The following is an 18761-nucleotide window of genomic DNA, read 5'->3' as shown; positions in this document are numbered from 1 at the left end:
TGGCTTATTGAGTAGTTGGCTTGTGGGCCAGCAGTGGCCCGCAGCTGGGTTGTTAGGCCTGTGGGGGTTACGGCTTGTTTACATGCGACAGCGGCGGCTGTTAATGGGGACAGTGTGTGTGATGGCGGTCATGGCCAGCTGGCTGATTTTTAAAAATCGGCAGTTTACTCAGATTAGTGGGGAATTACCACAAACGGTCACATTAGCGATGACGGTTCAGCCGGACCAAATTAGGTTGAAAGGCGGTCAGTATCAGCTGCTGGCAACGAGTGCTCATGGTCAGTTAATCAGTTATGGGCGCTTAACCTCAGCTGCTGAAAAGCAACAGTTAAGTCAGCTGACGCAACGAACACGGTGGCAAGTCGTGGGCGAATTAGCGCCAATCGGGCCACCAACCAATCCTGGTCAATTCGATGGACCTAGCTATTATCGGAGCCAGGGGATTTATCGGCAATTAACCATTAAAAAAGTTACAGCTTTAACCTTGGCACCACGAACTGGTTGGCTGGGAGGATTGGATTGGATTCATCAAGTGCGACAGCGGTTTAGCTTGGCATTGGAACGATTACCACCGACATTGCAATTATATGCTAAAAGCTTGTTAGTCGGACTACGGCCAGTTAATTTTCGGACGCAGATGACGAGTGTGCAACAGTTGGGGCTAATGCACTTATTTAGTTTGTCAGGGCTTCACGTCATTCTACTAATTAAGATGTTACGGTGGGTACTGGTTCGGGGCCACTTGAGCCAAACGGCGATTGATTACTGGCTATTAGGCTTATTGCCGGTATACTTGGTGCTTGGCGGTGGTGCGGATAGCTTACAACGCGCCGTTATCACTGCCTGGCTACCGCTGGGGTGGCAATTACTGACGCGGCAAGCTAGTGGTGCGTTGGCGGGCTGGAGTTTGGCCTTATTGATTGGAATTTGGACGAATCCTTTGGTGTTATTACAATTAGGCGGTCAACTAAGTTATGGGTTAGCGTTGCTCTTGATTTTAGCGCCACCAATGTCCGGTTGGCGGTTAAGTGGCTGGGTACAACTGCTTAGTTTGCCCGTGATTTTAATGGCAACTGCCCAGTGGCATCTATTGACGCTGCTAGTCAATCTAATTGTGGCGCCACTATTCAGTTGGGGGCTACTGCCATTGACCATAATTGGTGCCAGTCTGGGGCAATATTCGCTAACCATTGCGACTTGGTGTGAACAGGGATTAGCGCTCTTTCAACGGGGGATTGATTGGGTCGGGACGCTGCCGGGGTTATTGACGATCGGTCGCCCGGCTCCTTGGTTAGCTTGGGGGCTGACTTTAACCACGCTATGGTTATTACGGACCCCCACTAAACGTCTGGCAATTCGCTTAGGGTTAGCTTATTTTGGGCTGATTTTGAGTATCAGATGGCCATTACGTGGCGCAGTGCAATTTATTGATATCGGTCAAGGTGATTCGATTTTAATTCGACAACCATTTAATCGACAAGTTAGTCTGATTGATACGGGCGGCCGCTTACAGTTTCCAACCCCGGCCTGGCAAACTGGTGGACCGGCGCGAGCACGCGTTGAAACGATTACAGTTAATTATTTACATCAGCTAGGTCTAAATCATCTAGATACGGTTTATTTATCGCATAAAGATGTGGATCATATTGGCGATTTAGGCCGATTGTTGCAGCTGATTAAGGTGCGACAAGTGGTGGTTCCGGCTGGAATGGCTGGGTTACCTAAATTTAAACAACTATTAGCACAAGCAAGGTGGCAACCACAGGTTAGAGAAGTTATTGCTGGACAACGGTTTGCAGATGGCTTAACTGCGGTCCATCCGTTTCATCCCGGTCGTGCAGAGAATGCGGATTCATTAGTATTAACGGGGCGGTTTGGGGGGCAACAGTTTATGTTCACCGGTGACCTGGATCAGGCTGGAGAGCGGGCCATTGTGGCTCGGTATCCGATGTTAAGAGTGGATGTGTTAAAATTAGGACATCATGGCAGTAAGACTGCCTCAAATTATCAGGCCTTACAACAATTGCAAGTCCGGCGGGCAATTCTGTCAGTTGGCCGGCATAATCGGTATGGTCACCCCAACCAGGAAACATTGACGACGCTTGCACAACAACATATTATCACGTATTCAACGGCGTTACAGGGGATGATTACGTATCGTTTTGGTGGTGGTCGCGCAAGCACCTGGCAAACATTTTTGAAGGAAGGTAATTTCTATCAACGCACAGCAGGCCATACAGGACCTTCAGCACGGTAAATTAGCCTCAATTTATGTGGTTTTAGGGACCGTTAATTATTTAGCAGATCAACTGAAAACCAAATTACTGCAGGTGATTCCCAGTGAAGAACAGACCATGAATGTGGGGAGTTATGATATGGAAACGACGCCTGTAGCGGTCGCGTTAGACGACGCCATGTCGGCGCCTTTCTTTGGTGAACGTCGGTTAGTTTTTATTAATCATCCCTATTTTTTAACCGGTGAAACGAAAAAAAATAAAATTGATCACGATTTGGACACGTTACAAAGTTATTTTGACCATCCGGAACCAGACACAATCATGGTTTTGATGGCGCCTTATGAAAAGTTAGATGCACGGAAAAAACTGGTCAAATCGTTAAAAAAACAGGCGACCATCGTTGAAATCAATCAGGTTTCAGAACACGACACACAAAAGTATGTCCAATCGGAATTAACGGCCAAAAAAATTTCGATTGATCCAGATGCGCTACAAGCTTTAGTTAGTCGGACTGATGGTCAACTAGGACTAATCATGGCACAACTACCTAAACTGATGATTTACGCCGCTCAGTCACAACGAATTGATTTACCGGCTGTGGATGCCTTAGTCACGAAATCATTAACACAAAATGTATTTGACTTGGTCAATAACGTCTTACGGTATCAAACGCAAGCGGCCGTCGAACTTTATCATGAGTTAGTGACGGCCCAAGAGGCGCCATTAAAAATCAATGCGATTCTGCTGGGCCAATTCCGCTTGTTACTACAAGTTAAGATTTTGGCACGCGCTGGGTATAGCCAGGGAAGCTTGGCGAGCACTTTAAAAGTGCATCCGTATCGGGTGAAGTTAGCCTTGCAAACGGTCCGACAGTTTAACCAACCCGCATTGCGAGCGGCTTATCTAGGTTTGTTGCAGACGGAAGTCCAAATGAAAACGACGCAACGTGATCCCGAATTATTATTTGAATTATTCATGGTCCAATTTGTGAATGAACGACAGGCGTTAGTCCAAAACTAAAAAATGCTTCAAAACTCAGTTAGACGAGTTTTGAAGCATTTTTAGGTATTAAAAAACTCCTAAGCAAATGCTCGGGAGTCGAATTGCGCTTTACTTAGCGTAACGAACAGCCATCCGTGACTTGTCACGGGCAGCCTTGTTACGTTTGATAAGCCCCTTAGAAGCAGCTTTGTCAACCGCGCTAACGGCTGCTAAGTATAAATCATCGACGTTATCGGCGCCGGTAGTTTTAGCAGTTTCGAATTTTTTAACAGCAGTCCGCATTGCACTCATTTGAGTGGTATTACGAGCATTTGCTTTATTGTTTGTTTTCACGCGTTCAATAGCGGATTTGATAATTGGCATATAGATTCACCTCCATCAAGGACCAACTTTTTTTCAACAAATGTTATTATACATAAGGCCCGGCCTGATTGCAACTGTTATGTGTAAAGTAATTTAACTTGATATGCATTGAAACTTGCTTTTTAAACGTGACTTTGCTAGACTATATCAAGTGTTCAGCAACCCTTTACTTAGTTTATCGTGCACCACCAACGACTTACTCAGTTTAGGGCAATTATTCGAAAGGTGGTTGATACACATGGCAATTTCACGCGAAAAGAAGACGGAACTTATTACTAAGTATGCCCGTCACGAAGGCGACACTGGTTCAGTTGAAGTCCAAGTTGCAGTTTTAACGGAGGATATCAACGAATTAAACGAACATTTACGTGTTCATAAGAAAGATTTTCACTCACAACGTGGGTTGATGAAGAAAATTGGTCATCGTCGTAACTTATTAGCTTACTTGCGTAAGGAAGACGTTAACCGTTACCGTGACTTAATCCAAAGTCTTGGTCTTCGTCGTTAATATTGAAATTGAGAGAACTGCCAACTGGCGGTTCTTTTTTTTACATAAAAGGTCGTGTTGGGCCTAATTAGAGTGGTTAAAGGTCTAGCTATTGCTTTAGTTTAAAATGTGGTAAACTGGGGTGAGTTACTTATTCGGCACAAGTACAATGGTACTTGTAAATTTTTATTATAAGGAGTTTTTAATTCATGAACTTTGAAAATGTTGATTTAATGACTGCGATGGTGACCCCGTTTAACGCGCAACAACAATTGGATGACGAACGATTAGTTAGTTTGATTGAACATTTGTTGGCTCACGGGACCCAAGGTTTAATCGTAGGTGGTACAACGGGCGAAGCCCCAACGTTGTCAGAAGCAGAGAAACTAGCCTTATTGACTAAAACCGCTAAGATTGTGGCTGGTCGGGTCCCAATTGTTGCCGGTACTGGATCAAATAATACAGCGGCAACGATTGCATTTACTCAAAAAGTGAGTCAAATTAAAGGCATTGATGCAGCCTTGGTGGTTGTCCCTTACTATAACAAACCTGATCAAGCTGGGATGATTGCTCACTTTACGGCTGTTGCCGAACAGGGTGGGTTACCTGTGATTATTTATAATATTCCCGGTCGGGTTGTTGTGAAAATGACGGTGGCGACCATCTTAACGCTTGCCAAACAGCCTAATATTATCGGGGTAAAGCAGTGTGCCTCAATGGAAGAATATGGGGCCTTAGTTGAACAAGCACCGGCCGACTTTTTAGTTTACACCGGTGAGGATGCGCAAAGCCTAGCTGCCAAAGAAATCGGCGGTGCTGGCGTTATTTCGGTGGCGAGTCACTTATACGGTGATGAAATGACCGCGATGTATCAAGCTGTCACGACAGGTGACGTGGCATTAGCCGCTAAGTATCAACGTGATTTAACACCTAAAATGGCCGCTTTGTTCAGTGCGCCATCGCCATCACCGGTGAAAGCAGCGTTGAATTATTTAGGGCAACCAGTGGGCGATCCCAGGTTACCAATCTTACCGTTAAATTCCGAACAAGAAGCTAAGTTGTTTGTCACTCTAAATATTAAATGAATCAAGGTGAAATAATTGAGTAGTGAAGTTAAAATTACCCCCTTTGGTGGGGTCCGTGAAAACGGTAAAAATATGTATGCAGTCGAAGTCGATGAAGAAATTTATATCTTGGATTGTGGTTTGAAATACCCTGAAAATGAATTGCTCGGTATTGATGTCGTGATTCCCGATTTCAGTTATTTGCGTGAAAATGCTGACCGTATTGTCGGGGTCTTCTTAACCCATGGTCATGCGGATGCAATTGGGGCCTTACCCTACTTTTTAAATGAGTTTAGTGTGCCAGTTTTTGGATCAAAATTAACCGTTGAATTGGCTAAGATTCAATTACAAAAAGATCCTAAGGCGAAGCAATTCGATGATTTTCATATTATTGATGAAAAAACTGAAATTGATTTTGGAACGGTGACGGCATCATTTTTCCGGACGACACATTCGATTCCAGATTCTATGGGAATTGTGTTGCAAACGAGTGCCGGACAAGTCGTCTATACCGGTGACTTTAAGTTTGATCAGACAGCTATTACCAACTACCAGACTGATTTTGCTCGGTTAGCTGAGATCGGTTCCAAAGGTGTCTTGGCACTATTGAGTGATTCAGCGAGTGCTGAAAACTTTGATCAACCTGTCAGCGAACATGCCATTGCGGCTTACGTTTTGGATACCTTCAAATATCATACTGGTCGCATTATTGTGGCTTCGGTTGCTTCGAATATTTTGCGGATTCAGCAAGTGTTGGATGCTGCCGAAAAATCAGGTCGTAAAGTGGCCTTGATGCCCGGTGATGTTGAAAGTATTATTAACACAGCCTTGAAGCTCGGCAAGTTACGGATGCCAGCAGATGTTGTCGTACCGTTGGACTCAATTGATAAGTTAGACCCAGCTCAAGTGGTTATTTTACAAACTGGTCGGATGGGTGAACCAATTAAGGCCCTCCAACGAATGGCCAACAAACAAGAGGGCAAGTTGAATATTGAAACTGGTGATTTGGTCTTTATTACGACGACCCCTTCACATTCAATGGAAACAGTGGTTGCCAAGACTCGTGATATGATTTATCGGGCCGGGGCAGATGTAAAAGCAATTGCGGATGAAATGAATTCCTCAGGTCATGCGACTAAAACTGATTTACAGTTGATGATGAATTTAATGAAACCTAAATACTTTATGCCAATTCAAGGTGAGTATCGCTTATTAGATACGCATGCTGAATATGCGAAAGAGGTTGGCATTCCCGCTGATCATATCTTCATCGCTGCTAAAGGTGATCAATTCGTTTATGATGGGACCGACATGCATCTTGCTAACTCGATTGAAGTTGGCGACACGATGATTGATGGCATTGGTGTTGGCGACATTGGTAATATCGTCTTGCGTGATCGTAAGATTTTATCTGAAGATGGTATTTTTGTCGCAGTAGTTACGATTGATCGTAAGAAAAAGAAAATTATCGCAACGCCGAAAATCACTTCACGTGGATTTGTGTACGTGAAGACGAGTAAAGATTTGATGCAAGAGAGTGCGGAACTGGTCAAAGAAACCGTCCAATCTAACTTGGATAATAAAGAATTTGATTGGGGTCATCTAAAGCAGGCAGTTCGTGAAAAATTGAACCACTATTTGTGGGATCAGACGAAGCGACATCCTGTGATTTTACCCGTGATTATGGAAGTTAATCAACATCATCGGCGAACCAAAAAGGCGAAACCAGCGCCAGCCGAAACTGAAGCTTAAGCAAGCAATTAGTCGGGAATTTCCCGGCTTTTTTGCTTACTAATGGAAAGGAGGGCGCCAATGACCCGTAACACTGAACAACAGCTTAAAGCAGCCCAACTTGCTGCTGACCAAGCGGATTGGTCGACAGCCGCCAGCTTGTTTGAAACGGTTTATCAAACGACACAAAGTTATCCGTTGAATTTACAGTTAGTCACAGCCTTGGTTGCTACGCAAAAGTATACTTTGGCCAGCACCTATGCGGCTGAATATGAACAGACCTATCTGGCAACGGATGCGGCGGCGAGTTTGTATCTGACCGCCTTACTCGAAAGCCATCAATTTATTAAAGCACGTATGGCCGCAGAATTACGTATTGCCCAAACCAGCTGGTATACGCAAACGCTTGCGCAAATTACGGCGGCTGAGACATTGGCAACAACGACCTTGCAACAAACCTTAAAGACGACGATGCGCCAGTTTTATCACCTGTCTGATCAACCGGTGGCCGCTCAAAATGATCAGTTGTTGGCTGCCCAACATTTAACTTACGCGCAATATGTGACGGCTGCTAAATTTTTATTGATTGATCCATTTTTACATCAATTGTCACGAGTAGAGGTCCTATACACCTTACGAGCTTTGGGAGTCACAACATCAGTGCAGTTTCTGTGGCTCGATGAGACGCGGTTAGCAGTCATTCCGGCAGCTTTGCCAGCAATGGGGCAAGATTCAGGGAGTCAAACGGTTCAACATGCCTTACAGCAGCAATTTGCGCAAACCGATGTCACATTGTTTGAAAATTTACAGGCAGTTTTGGCCTTACAATTGATGTATTTATACCCAGAAACTGAAAAAATAATGACGGATGCCCAACTTTGGTTGACCTTATTATTGGCATCACAAACAGGGACCGTGCCCCAAAACTTAACGGTGACTGGGCAGAAAATGCTTGACATGCAGCAACGAATTCAACAACTGAACCTTGATTTTGCCCAATAATTGAAAACAAAGCCGTTTAATTTACAAAAATTCAACTTTTTGAATAATATCTGTTTACAAACCAGATGGTACTATATATAATGTTTAAGGATTCCTAGTGATAGGCGAGTGATTTGGCCTTTTCATTAGGATGTAGTATAATATTAACTAAAGAATTGTCGGGGCATTAATTTGGTCTGACATCATTCTTGCGAAAATCACAGGAGGTTTCATTAATGGCAAAAGAACATTATGAAAGAACAAAACCCCATGTAAACATTGGTACTATCGGCCACGTTGACCATGGGAAGACTACTTTGACAGCTGCTATCACAAAGGTATTATCTGAAAAGGGCTTAGCTCAAGCTCAAGATTTTGCCTCAATTGATGCTGCTCCCGAAGAACGTGAACGTGGTATTACAATCAATACTGCCCACGTTGAATACGAAACAGAAAAGCGTCATTACGCTCATATCGATGCCCCAGGACATGCTGATTATGTTAAAAACATGATCACCGGTGCTGCGCAAATGGACGGTGCTATCTTAGTTGTTGCCGCAACTGATGGTCCTATGCCACAAACGCGTGAACACATCTTGTTGGCTCGCCAAGTTGGTGTTGACTACATCGTTGTCTTCTTGAACAAGACTGATCTTGTTGATGATGACGAATTAGTTGACTTGGTCGAAATGGAAGTACGTGAATTACTTTCAGAATACGATTTTCCTGGCGACGATATTCCTGTCCTTCGCGGTTCAGCACTTAAAGCGCTTGAAGGCGACGAAGAACAAAAGAAGGTTATCTTACACTTAATGGACGTTGTAGATGAATACATCCCAACTCCAGTTCGTGATACTGAAAAGCCTTTCTTAATGCCTGTTGAAGATGTCTTCTCAATCACTGGTCGTGGGACAGTTGCTTCTGGTCGTATTGACCGTGGGACTGTTAAAGTCGGTGACGAAGTTGAAATCGTTGGTTTGCATGACGAAACACTCAAGTCAACTGTTACAGGTCTTGAAATGTTCCGTAAGACGCTTGACACTGGTGAAGCCGGCGATAACGTTGGTGCTTTACTTCGTGGTGTTAACCGCGAACAAGTTGTCCGTGGTCAAGTTCTTGCTAAGCCAGGTTCGATCCAAACTCATAAGAACTTCAAGGGTGAAGTTTATATCTTGAGCAAGGAAGAAGGAGGCCGTCATACGCCATTCTTCTCAAACTATCGTCCTCAATTCTACTTCCATACCACTGATGTTACTGGTGTTATCGAATTACCAGAAGGCGTTGAAATGGTTATGCCTGGAGACAACGTTACATTTACAGTTGAATTAATTTCCCCTGTTGCGATTGAAAAGGGTACTAAGTTCACTGTTCGTGAAGGTGGCCATACGGTTGGTGCCGGGGTTGTTTCTGAAATTGATGACTAATCTCTAATTGATTTTCATTGATTCATCTAAGAGAGACTTGGGAGATTCTTCCAAGTCTCTTTTTTTAAGAAAATCGCAAATAAGCCGGCCATATCTAGCGCTTTTTTAACTGATTTGGTTTACTTTATGGATTTGATAGGTTAAACTTAACAAGTATGCAATTGACTTGAATTGTAGAAAATATTAATGTTTCGGAGGAAATATAATGGCTGCAAAGTGGGAAAAGAAAGCAGGCAACGAAGGCGAATTAACATTCGAAATTGGTGCTGACAAGATTAAAGAAGGAATCGACAAAGCCTTCCAAAACACAAAGAAGAACTTAAATGTCCCTGGTTTCCGTAAGGGTAAGGTTCCACGTCAAATTTTCAATCAAATGTATGGTGAAGAAGCCCTTTATCAAGATGCTTTGAACATTGTGCTTCCTGAAGCTTACGAACAAGCCATTAAAGATACTGAAATTGAACCAGTTGATCAACCTAAGATTGATGTTGACAGCATGGAAAAAGGCAAGCCTTGGGTTTTGAAGGCCGTTGTAACGGTTGAACCTGATGTTAAATTGGGCGACTACAAGGAACTTAGTGTAACGCGTCAAAATACGCGTGTTTATGCTAAGGACGTTGATGCTGAATTAGAATCACGGCGTGAAAAGCAAGCTGAATTAGTTTTGAAAGAAGACCAACCAGCTGAAAATGGCGACACTGTTGTCATTGACTTCAAGGGTTCCGTTGATGGCGAACCTTTTGAAGGTGGCGAATCAGAAAACTATTCACTTGAATTGGGTTCTAACTCATTCATCCCTGGTTTTGAAGACCAATTAGTTGGCGTTAAAGCCGGCGATGAAAAAGACGTTAAAGTAACGTTCCCTAAAGATTATCAAGCTGAAGATCTTCAAGATAAAGAAGCCGTCTTTAAGGTTACCGTTCATGAAGTTAAAACTAAGGAACTCCCTGATTTAGACGACGAATTTGCCAAGGATGTTGACGAAGATGTTGATACACTTGAAGAATTAAAAGCTAAAATCAAAGATGAACTTAAAGATCAAAAAGAAAAGGCTGCTCATGATGCCATTGAAGACGAAGCTTTAAACCAAGCCGTTGACAATGCTGAAATTGAAGCCGTTCCTGATGCCATGAAGGAAGACGATATTCATCGTCAAATGGATCAATACTTGGCTAACATGCAACAACAAGGTATTGATGCTAAAACTTATTATAAGTTAACTGGCACAACTGAAGATGATTTACGTCAACAATTCGCTGCGGACGCTGAACGTCGGGTTAAGACTAACTTAGTCTTAGAAGCCATCGTTGAAGCGGAAGCCATCAAGCCATCTAAGGATGAAATTGATGCCGAAGTTAAAGATTTAGCTGGTCAATACAACATGGAAGAAGGTGCTGTTCGTGGCGCTTTAACTGATGATATGTTGTCACATGACATCGCAATTCGCCAAGCAGTTGATATGATTACTGATTCTGCTAAGCAAACTGCTAAAGCTGATGAAAAAAAAGACGATAAAGACTAATTAATTTATTGGTCTAAAATTAGAGAGGTCTTGAAGGCTAGCCTTCAAGGCTTTTTTCTTTGCTTGAAAAGCAATTGGTTGGTTTTGAAACTTAATGGACAAATTATTTTTTGTTTTCATGAACGCATGTTATAGTAATGAGCGTAGATGACCGGGTCGTAGCTGGTTTTGACCCGGATTTTCTGTTATGATTAGACTATGTAAATACATCGATGAGGTGAGAATGAATGTTTGAGAATACCGAGACAAATGGCCCAGTTAACTGCTCATTTTGTGGCAAGTCACAAGATCAAGTTAAAAAAATTGTTGCCGGACCCGGCGTTTATATCTGTAATGAATGTATCGATTTATGTAAGGAAATAATCGATGAAGAATTCAGTGAAGAACGCTCACACGAATTAACAGATACGCCAACGCCTAAAGAAATCGTTGACGAATTAGACCAATATGTCATCGGTCAAAATGAAGCTAAGCGGACGCTTTCAGTAGCGGTCTATAACCACTACAAACGTGTTAAAGCGATGGCTGAGAGCGACGACGAAGATAACGAAGGTCCTGAATTACAAAAAAGTAATATTAGTTTAGTTGGTCCGACTGGTTCTGGAAAGACATTCTTAGCCCAAAGCCTAGCGCGAATTTTGGACGTGCCGTTCGCTATTGCGGATGCGACGACCTTAACTGAAGCTGGCTATGTTGGGGAAGATGTTGAAAATATTCTTTTGAAGTTGTTGCAAAACGCCGATTATGACGTTGAACGGGCTGAAAAGGGTATTATCTATATTGATGAAATTGATAAGATTGCTAAGAAGAGTGAAAATGTTTCGATTACACGAGATGTTTCTGGCGAAGGGGTTCAACAAGCGCTTTTGAAGATCTTGGAAGGAACCATTGCCAATGTGCCACCACAGGGCGGACGTAAGCACCCACAACAAGAGTTCATTCAGATTGATACGACGAACATCTTATTCATCGTAGGGGGCGCGTTTGATGGGATTGAAGACATCGTTAAGCGACGACTAGGTGACAAGACGATTGGTTTTGGGACGGATACTGATGGCAAGAATACCATCTTGGATGATTCGAAGAGCTTGATGCAACAAGTTGTTCCCGAAGATCTATTACAATTTGGGTTAATTCCTGAATTTATTGGACGTTTGCCAATCTTAACGGCGTTAGAACGATTAACTGAAACTGATTTGGTCCGGATTTTAACAGAACCTAAGAATGCTTTAGTTAAACAATATCAACGATTGATTGCATTAGATGATGCCGAGTTAGACTTTAAACCAGAAGCCCTACAAGCAATCGCACGTGAAGCGTTAGCTCGTAATACGGGTGCGCGAGGCTTACGGTCAATCATTGAAGATACAATGCGGGATATTATGTTTGATATTCCAAGTCGCAAAGACGTTAAAAAAGTGATTATTAATGAGGCTACAGTCGAAGATCACGCTGAACCAGAACTGGTTTTGGCCGATCAGAAGGCGTCTTAAGTAGCAAAATTAATTAAAGTGAATTAAATTAATTTCAAGACCGCGGTGACTTTGGGCATCACGGTCTTGAATGCTGTTTAGGCCCTTTTTGCTTTAGTTTGAATGCAATATGTGACGGACGAAATGTGTTAGAATGGAAAAAGACTATTTGGTAAGGGAGCTATTTTGATGGAAGTGCATAACGTAGAACTTGTCATGAGCGCGGTCGCGCCCAGCCAATATCCAATGACTGGCTATCCAGAAATTGCGTTGTCAGGGCGTTCCAATGTTGGAAAGTCATCATTGATCAATGTGTTGATCAACCGCAATAGCTATGCGCGGACGTCGGGGCAACCCGGGAAGACGCAGACGCTGAATTTTTACAAAATTGAGGAACAACTGTACTTTGTTGACGTTCCTGGCTATGGCTATGCGAAAGTTTCTAAAAAAGACCGTGAGAGATTTGGTCAGATGATTGAAACTTATTTAACTAACCGTGAAACTTTACGTGGTGTCATTATCTTGGTCGATGCCCGCCATGCACCCACCAAAGATGATGTAGCGATGTATGACTGGATGGGTTACTATAAGATGCCAATACTAGTGGTTGCCACTAAGAGCGATAAAATCCCGCGGGGTAAGTGGAACAAGCAAGAGAGTCTCATTAAAAAGACACTAGGGTTCCAAGCAAAGGACGACTTTATCGCCTTTTCTGCGAAGACGAAAGATGGTAAAGACGCTGTTTGGCAGTGGATTGAAGCACATACAGTAGGAGGCAAGTAGGATTGGAATTTAATGACTATCAAGCTTTAGCAAATCGAACACTTTACGGTAATGAACAAGTTTTAACGAATTTATCGTTAGGCTTAGCTTCTGAGACCGGTCAAGTAGTTGATTTAGTTAAAAAATATACGTTCCATGGTAAGAGCTTGAATAAAGACCAGCTAACGAAGCAAATGGGCGATGTTTTATGGTATCTGTCGCAAGTTGCCGAGTGGGCTGATATTCCATTTGATGACGTTGCGCAACAAAATATTGCCAAACTTAATCAGAAATATCCTAACGATAAAGCGCCCAAGTAAGTGGCGTAATAGTTAGTTTAGCCATGATTCCGACGCAGACAAGCGTTGAAATCATGGCTTTTTTTGCTGAAATCATCTTGTTTGCAATTTCATCCGGTCTGCGTTATATTATTAAGTGTAGAAGAGTTGTGCACAACTAAATTGTTGTAATTGAAAGGGTGTTGACGATGAAGATTAACATTAAAGATGACGCACAGGCCTATTTGGCAGATAAGATTCCAGCTGGGAGCCGTGTTATTCTGACGACTGATGATGGTTCCAATAAATACTCTAGTTTGGGTGGTAGCTGTGCAATTGGGAATAAGTTCCAATTAGTTATTTTGAAGCAGGCTGATCCAGATTATACGATAGCATTGGAAAATAATGCCGATTATGACATGGCAACCGCACCAGCAGATGAAGATTTTCTTGGTAATGGGTTGACTATCTCACGTTGGCACAATGCCCTGGCCTTAAAAGATGACAGTGGGATGCTAGACGGCGCGTTATCAGTAGTTGACTGGCGGAACGTTAGCCCTGAAACAGAAGCTGAACGGCGTGAAAAGATGCAAACTATTGGGACCAAAATTTGCTAATTAAAAATTTAACTCAAGGACTAAGTGGCAGTGATGAAAATCACTGCTTTTTTTATTTACACCGGGAACTAATGCAGTTCAGCCAGACCTAGCTCAAAAGTATGCACAACATTTAAAAGTGACCAAGCAATTTGCTGAACTGGCACTATTCAGTGAAGTTGTTCAGTTATCGACCGACTAAAAAATGACAAGTTTGAGACTTTCGTCTTAAACTTGTCATTTTTTAAATTAGCCTATTTTTTGGTTGTTTGATCCTTAGGCTTAGGTTCAACCGTTTGCCGGTTAGCATGTTCATCAATTGTTGTTTGAATCGCTTTAGTTGTTAATTTATCCTTGTCATCGGGACCAATCGCAAATTTATCGAATAATTTGTCGAGGTTGTCTTGACGCTGAACTTTTAAACTCATCCAATCATTCCTTTCAATTATGGCTAATCATAGCAAATTTTAGCGCATTTGTCAGTTATCCGCTTTATATACATTAAAAATCGTATAAATAGCATTTTTATGCATAAAGAAAAGAAATAATCAAAATTACTTGCATAAATAATCATAAGCGTTTATACTTTGTTCTTGTAAACCAAAAACAAGGAGAACGCTTATGAAAAAAAGAGTTGGATTATTATTAGCAATTATAACGGCGTTAGTCATGCTGGTACTCCCATTAGGGACGCAATCAGCACAGGCCGCTGATACCTCGTTACAAGATATTCAAAAAAAGGGTGTCCTAGTCATGGGAACTTCGCCAGACTATCCGCCTTATGAATTTCAAGCGACGGTCAATGGTAAGAGTAAAGTCGTTGGGATGGATGTCCAGATTGGACAAAAAGTGGCTAAAGATTTAGGTGTGAAGCTGAAAATCAAGTCAATGTCATTTGATTCACTATTGGTTGCCCTGCAAACAGGGAAAGTTGATATGATTATTTCTGGGATGAATCCAACGCCCGCACGACGTAAAAATGTCGCGTTTACGAATACTTATTATCAAGGTGGCTATGATATCGTTATTAACAAGACGGACGCGGCCAAGTATAAGAATAAGGATTCATTTAATGGGGGAACGCTAGGGGCGCAAACCGGGACGACCCAATATAATGCTGCTAAAAAGCAAACTAAAAATACACAAGTTAAAGGGATGACGTCGCAGTCAGACTTAATCCTAGCCTTACAAAGTCATAAAATTGACGGCGTTGCGATGGAAAAACCATCCGCAGAAGCCTACGTTGCTAACAACAAGCAATTAGCGGCGATTCCAAGTAAATTTAATATGAGTTCTTCCGCAACAAGTTCAGCAATTGCTTTTCGGAAGGGTTCTACAAGCTTAGTTAACAAAGTTAATCAGACTGTTGCCGAAATTAAGCAGGAAAAGCTGGTTAAAAAGACGTACTTGCCAACTGCCGGCAAATACTTAAAAACGAATACGGTTAATACTTCAATGGGTCATTACTGGCAGGCTTTCTTGACGGGGATTGAATATACGTTAATTATTACCGTTTGTTCGGTCTTCTTCGGATTTATCATTGGGATTATCTTGGCCTTAGCACGGATGGCTAAAGGTGGCGTTTTCAAGACCATCTTACGGTGGATCGCCACGGCCTACGTTGAATTTATTCGTGGGACGCCAATGATGGTTCAAGTCATGTTCGTTTACTTTGGTTTAGGGTTATTCGTTAATCTACCGGCATTAACGTCCGGGATTATTGCGATTTCATTAAACTCTGGAGCTTACGTGGCCGAATACATTCGGGGCGGGATTAATTCTGTTGATGTTGGTCAAACTGAAGCTGCTCGTAGTTTAGGAATGTCAAACGGGCGCACTATGCGGTACGTGATTTTACCACAAGCCTTGAAGAACATTTGGCCATCCTTAGGGAATGAATTTATTACCTTAATTAAGGATAGTTCTATTGTGTCAATTATTGGGGTAACCGAATTAATCTATCAAAGCAATATCGTCCGTTCAGATACCTATCGTGGGGTGGCACCAATTGTAGTCATCATGGTCTTATACTTCATCTTGACCTTCACTGCCTCACGGATCTTGAACTACTTCGAAAGGAGAATGCAACATGCCTAAACCAGTTATTGAAGTTGAAGCCTTGGCGAAAAGCTTTGGTGAAAATGAAGTCTTAAAAAATATTACCGAACAGGTGGATGCCGGCCAGGTGATTGTCGTTATCGGACCTTCTGGTGGTGGGAAAAGTACCTTTTTGCGGTGCTTGAATTTACTTGAAACCCCAACTAGCGGTAAAGTAGCGTTTGAAGGACAAGATTTAACGACGCTCGATACGAAGAGTGTTAATGCGTTACGCGAAAAAATGGGCATGGTCTTTCAGGGGTTTAATTTATTCCCGAACATGACAGTTTTGGAAAATATTAAGCTGGCACCAATGAAAGTTAAGGGCACCGATGATGCTACTGCAACTAAAACGGCGCATACGTTGTTAAAGCGTGTGGGACTAGATGACCATGCCGAGGCGTTTCCAGCGAGCTTATCAGGGGGCCAAGCCCAACGGGTCGCAATTGCCCGGGCCTTAGCCATGAATCCCAAAGTGATGTTATTCGATGAACCTACTTCAGCGCTAGATCCAGAGATGGTTGGTGAAGTTTTGAATGTCATGCAGGAGTTGGCTAAAGATGGGATGACGATGGTTGTGGTCACCCATGAAATGGGTTTTGCGAAAGAAGTTGGCGACCGAATCTGGTTTATGGCGGATGGTTATATTCAAGAAAATAACACGCCAGAAGAGTTCTTTGCCCACCCTAAAACGGAACGGGCACAAGATTTTCTATCAAAAATTTTAATGTAGTCTGCTATGAGTGATCAACGGGTTCGGCTGGAAAATAGTCCAGTCGGGCCCGTTTGTTCATTAAAATTAGCTTAGCGAGTAGATTGCTTGTCACGCCTAGTGTCAGGCGGTATACTAGTATCGCTAAATTAATGAGAGGAGCGCGCGTCATGGCATTGGCACATATTGAACATAAACTTGCGTTACTACCTGATTTACCAGGCTGTTATTTGATGAAAAATCTAAATAGTCAGATTATTTATGTGGGTAAAGCGAAGAATTTAAAGAATCGCGTCCGGTCGTATTTTAAAAGTAGTCATACCGGTAAAACCGCGCGCCTAGTTTCTGAAATTGCTGATTTTGAATTTATCGTAACTTCGACAGATAAAGAAGCTTTTTTGTTGGAAATCACGTTGATTCAAAAGCATCAACCATATTTTAATATCAAATTAAAAAAAGGCACTGGTTATCCGTATATTAAAATCACGAATGAACGAGACCCCCAAATTTTGATTGTAAGCGATGTGCGTAAAGATGGGGGGTATTATTTTGGCCCATATCCAAACGTTTATGCCGCACAAGAAACGGTTAATTTTATTCAAAAGGTTTATCCGTTACGGCGTTGCAATGGTTTTCAGCATCGGCCTTGTTTGTATTATCATATGGGACAATGTTTGGGCGCGTGTTTTAAGACGGTGCCGGTGGCTGAATATACGGCCCAAATCAAACGGATTAAGTCCTTTTTAAATGGGCATGTTGAGACCGTTAAGCAACAATTAACGAAACGGATGACGCGTTCCGCAGCGGCTTTGGAATTTGAACGGGCCGCTGAATTACGGGATCAGTTAACGTACATTGAAATGACCGTTGAAAAACAAAAAATCATTTCAAATGATAATACCCCGCGTGATTTGTTCAACTTTTATTTGGATAAAGGTTGGTTATCGATCCAAGTCTTCTTTATTCGACAGGCCCGGTTAATGAAACGTGAAAAACGCTTGTTTCCAATTGTTTCAACGGCGCCTGAAGAAATGACGAGTTTTATTTTGCAATTTTATAATCGTAAAAATAACGTTTTGCCACGGGAAGTCTTGGTACCAGCGGGGCTAGATAAGACGGTGTTAAGTGAGATTCTAGGGATTCCAGTGCGGACGCCACAACGTGGACAGAAGCGTGACTTGCTTGACTTAGCAGAAAAGAATGCTCGGATCGTATTAGAAGAAAAGTTCCGCCTGTTGGAGTTGGATGAGCAAAAAACGACGGGGGCCATGCAAGAGATTACGGCTGCATTGGGGATCCCAGCTGGTCATAAGATTGAAGCTTTTGACCACTCACATATTCAAGGGACGGATCTGGTCTCAGCAATGGTTGTCTTCACAGATGGTCAACCGAATAAGAAACTGTATCGAAAATATAAATTACGAACGGTCGATCATGCGGATGAAGCCGCATCGACACGGGAAGTCATCCGACGTCGGTATACGCGGTTACTAAAAGAGCACGCAGCCTTACCTGATTTGATTTTAATGGATGGCGGGGACATTCAGTTGGATGCTGCTAAAGACGTCTTAGAAAACGAATTAGGCCTGACTACGCCGGTGGCGGCCATGGTTAAAAATGATCATCATAAAACGGCGGATTTATTAGCCTCCGCAGGTGACGCTCATTTGAATCTTGATCCGAAGAGTCAGGGATTTTACTTGCTACAACGTATTCAAGATGAAGTCCATCGCTTTGCTATCACGTTCCACCGGCAAGTGCATACGAAACATTCATTAAGTTCACGCCTAGATGAGATTCCAGGTGTGGGTCCGAAAACGCGTAACAAGCTATTACGTCAATTCGGTTCAATGGGGAAGATTGCGGCTGCACCCGTGGAAGAAATTCAGAAGTTAGGTGTTGCAAAAAATGTCGCACAGACCATTAAGTTTTCGTTAGCTGGTGGTGGCGTGACTCCCAAACATTATCAAAAAGGGGCTACTTAGTCCGTAGGTCAAAAAAGCCAGGCACTGCAAGAATTCACAACTTCTTGC

The 18761-nt window shown here is 42.6% G+C and carries 17 protein-coding genes; 15 read left to right on the top strand and 2 right to left on the bottom strand.

Annotated features, from left to right (window positions below; all coding sequences use genetic code 11):
* Positions 1-7 precede the first annotated feature (7 nt).
* Positions 8-2257: a DNA internalization-related competence protein ComEC/Rec2 gene (locus tag C5Z26_RS03300; protein WP_234005719.1), complete on the top strand. Its 2250-nt coding sequence runs from the start codon at positions 8-10 to the stop codon at positions 2255-2257.
* On the top strand, positions 2217-3257 hold the full coding sequence (gene holA, locus C5Z26_RS03295) for a DNA polymerase III subunit delta (RefSeq protein WP_199774985.1): 1041 nt from the start codon (positions 2217-2219) through the stop codon (positions 3255-3257). Before C5Z26_RS03300 ends, holA begins: the two co-directional genes overlap by 41 nt.
* A gap of 90 nt (positions 3258-3347) precedes the next feature.
* Here the strand turns inward: holA and rpsT are convergent, their stop codons facing one another.
* Complete coding sequence (gene rpsT, locus C5Z26_RS03290; protein ID WP_105448600.1) at positions 3348-3602, bottom strand: 30S ribosomal protein S20; 255 nt, start codon at positions 3600-3602, stop codon at positions 3348-3350.
* A 238-nt stretch (positions 3603-3840) separates the two neighbouring features.
* On the opposite strand from rpsT, the gene rpsO reads away from it, so the two are divergent.
* The 10 genes from rpsO to C5Z26_RS03240 all read left to right on the top strand — a co-directional run bounded on the left by rpsO (position 3841) and on the right by C5Z26_RS03240 (position 13940).
* Positions 3841-4110, top strand: coding sequence for a 30S ribosomal protein S15 (gene rpsO / locus C5Z26_RS03285; protein ID WP_105448599.1), 270 nt, complete (start codon positions 3841-3843; stop codon positions 4108-4110).
* A 188-nt stretch (positions 4111-4298) separates the two neighbouring features.
* Complete coding sequence (gene dapA, locus C5Z26_RS03280; protein ID WP_105448598.1) at positions 4299-5174, top strand: 4-hydroxy-tetrahydrodipicolinate synthase; 876 nt, start codon at positions 4299-4301, stop codon at positions 5172-5174.
* 15 nt (positions 5175-5189) lie between these two features.
* The gene (locus C5Z26_RS03275) at positions 5190-6905 is read left to right on the top strand and encodes a ribonuclease J (protein WP_105448597.1); all 1716 of its coding nucleotides are present in this window, start codon (positions 5190-5192) and stop codon (positions 6903-6905) included.
* A 60-nt stretch (positions 6906-6965) separates the two neighbouring features.
* Positions 6966-7886 carry a hypothetical protein gene (locus tag C5Z26_RS03270; RefSeq protein WP_105448596.1) on the top strand — a complete coding sequence of 307 codons (921 nt, stop codon included), beginning with the start codon at positions 6966-6968 and terminating at the stop codon, positions 7884-7886.
* 215 nt (positions 7887-8101) lie between these two features.
* Positions 8102-9289 (top strand): elongation factor Tu, encoded by a 1188-nt coding sequence (tuf, locus tag C5Z26_RS03265; RefSeq protein ID WP_105448595.1) that lies wholly within the window; start codon positions 8102-8104, stop codon positions 9287-9289.
* A 205-nt stretch (positions 9290-9494) separates the two neighbouring features.
* Positions 9495-10811 (top strand): trigger factor, encoded by a 1317-nt coding sequence (gene tig, locus C5Z26_RS03260; protein WP_105448594.1) that lies wholly within the window; start codon positions 9495-9497, stop codon positions 10809-10811.
* Positions 10812-11038: 227 nt separating this feature from the next.
* Positions 11039-12304, top strand: coding sequence for an ATP-dependent Clp protease ATP-binding subunit ClpX (clpX, locus tag C5Z26_RS03255; protein WP_105448593.1), 1266 nt, complete (start codon positions 11039-11041; stop codon positions 12302-12304).
* A gap of 168 nt (positions 12305-12472) precedes the next feature.
* Entirely contained in the window at positions 12473-13066 is a 594-nt protein-coding gene (gene yihA / locus C5Z26_RS03250) for a ribosome biogenesis GTP-binding protein YihA/YsxC (protein WP_105448592.1), read from the top strand.
* 2 nt (positions 13067-13068) lie between these two features.
* Entirely contained in the window at positions 13069-13365 is a 297-nt protein-coding gene (locus C5Z26_RS03245; protein ID WP_105448591.1) for a nucleoside triphosphate pyrophosphohydrolase family protein, read from the top strand.
* A gap of 167 nt (positions 13366-13532) precedes the next feature.
* A complete protein-coding gene (locus C5Z26_RS03240) occupies positions 13533-13940 on the top strand; it encodes an iron-sulfur cluster biosynthesis family protein (protein ID WP_105448590.1) in 408 nt (135 codons plus the stop codon).
* A 233-nt stretch (positions 13941-14173) separates the two neighbouring features.
* Here the strand turns inward: C5Z26_RS03240 and C5Z26_RS12530 are convergent, their stop codons facing one another.
* Positions 14174-14347 (bottom strand): SPJ_0845 family protein, encoded by a 174-nt coding sequence (locus C5Z26_RS12530; RefSeq protein WP_199774976.1) that lies wholly within the window; start codon positions 14345-14347, stop codon positions 14174-14176.
* Between the two features lie 193 nt (positions 14348-14540).
* Here C5Z26_RS12530 and C5Z26_RS03235 point away from each other — a divergent pair, with 193 nt between their 5' ends.
* The 3 genes from C5Z26_RS03235 (at position 14541) to uvrC (ending at position 18713) form a co-directional block, all read left to right on the top strand.
* Positions 14541-16016 (top strand): ABC transporter substrate-binding protein/permease, encoded by a 1476-nt coding sequence (locus C5Z26_RS03235; RefSeq protein ID WP_105448589.1) that lies wholly within the window; start codon positions 14541-14543, stop codon positions 16014-16016.
* On the top strand, positions 16009-16749 hold the full coding sequence (locus tag C5Z26_RS03230; RefSeq protein ID WP_105448588.1) for an amino acid ABC transporter ATP-binding protein: 741 nt from the start codon (positions 16009-16011) through the stop codon (positions 16747-16749). Before C5Z26_RS03235 ends, C5Z26_RS03230 begins: the two co-directional genes overlap by 8 nt.
* A gap of 149 nt (positions 16750-16898) precedes the next feature.
* Positions 16899-18713 carry an excinuclease ABC subunit UvrC gene (gene uvrC, locus C5Z26_RS03225; protein WP_105448587.1) on the top strand — a complete coding sequence of 605 codons (1815 nt, stop codon included), beginning with the start codon at positions 16899-16901 and terminating at the stop codon, positions 18711-18713.
* The last annotated feature ends 48 nt before the right edge of the window (positions 18714-18761 follow it).

The organism is Lactobacillus sp. CBA3606 (genome assembly GCF_002970935.1).
In the GTDB taxonomy this organism is placed as follows: Bacteria; Bacillota; Bacilli; order Lactobacillales; family Lactobacillaceae; genus Lactiplantibacillus.
Note: the sequence above shows the minus strand (reverse complement) of the source record. Positions and strands in the feature narration are given on the sequence as shown.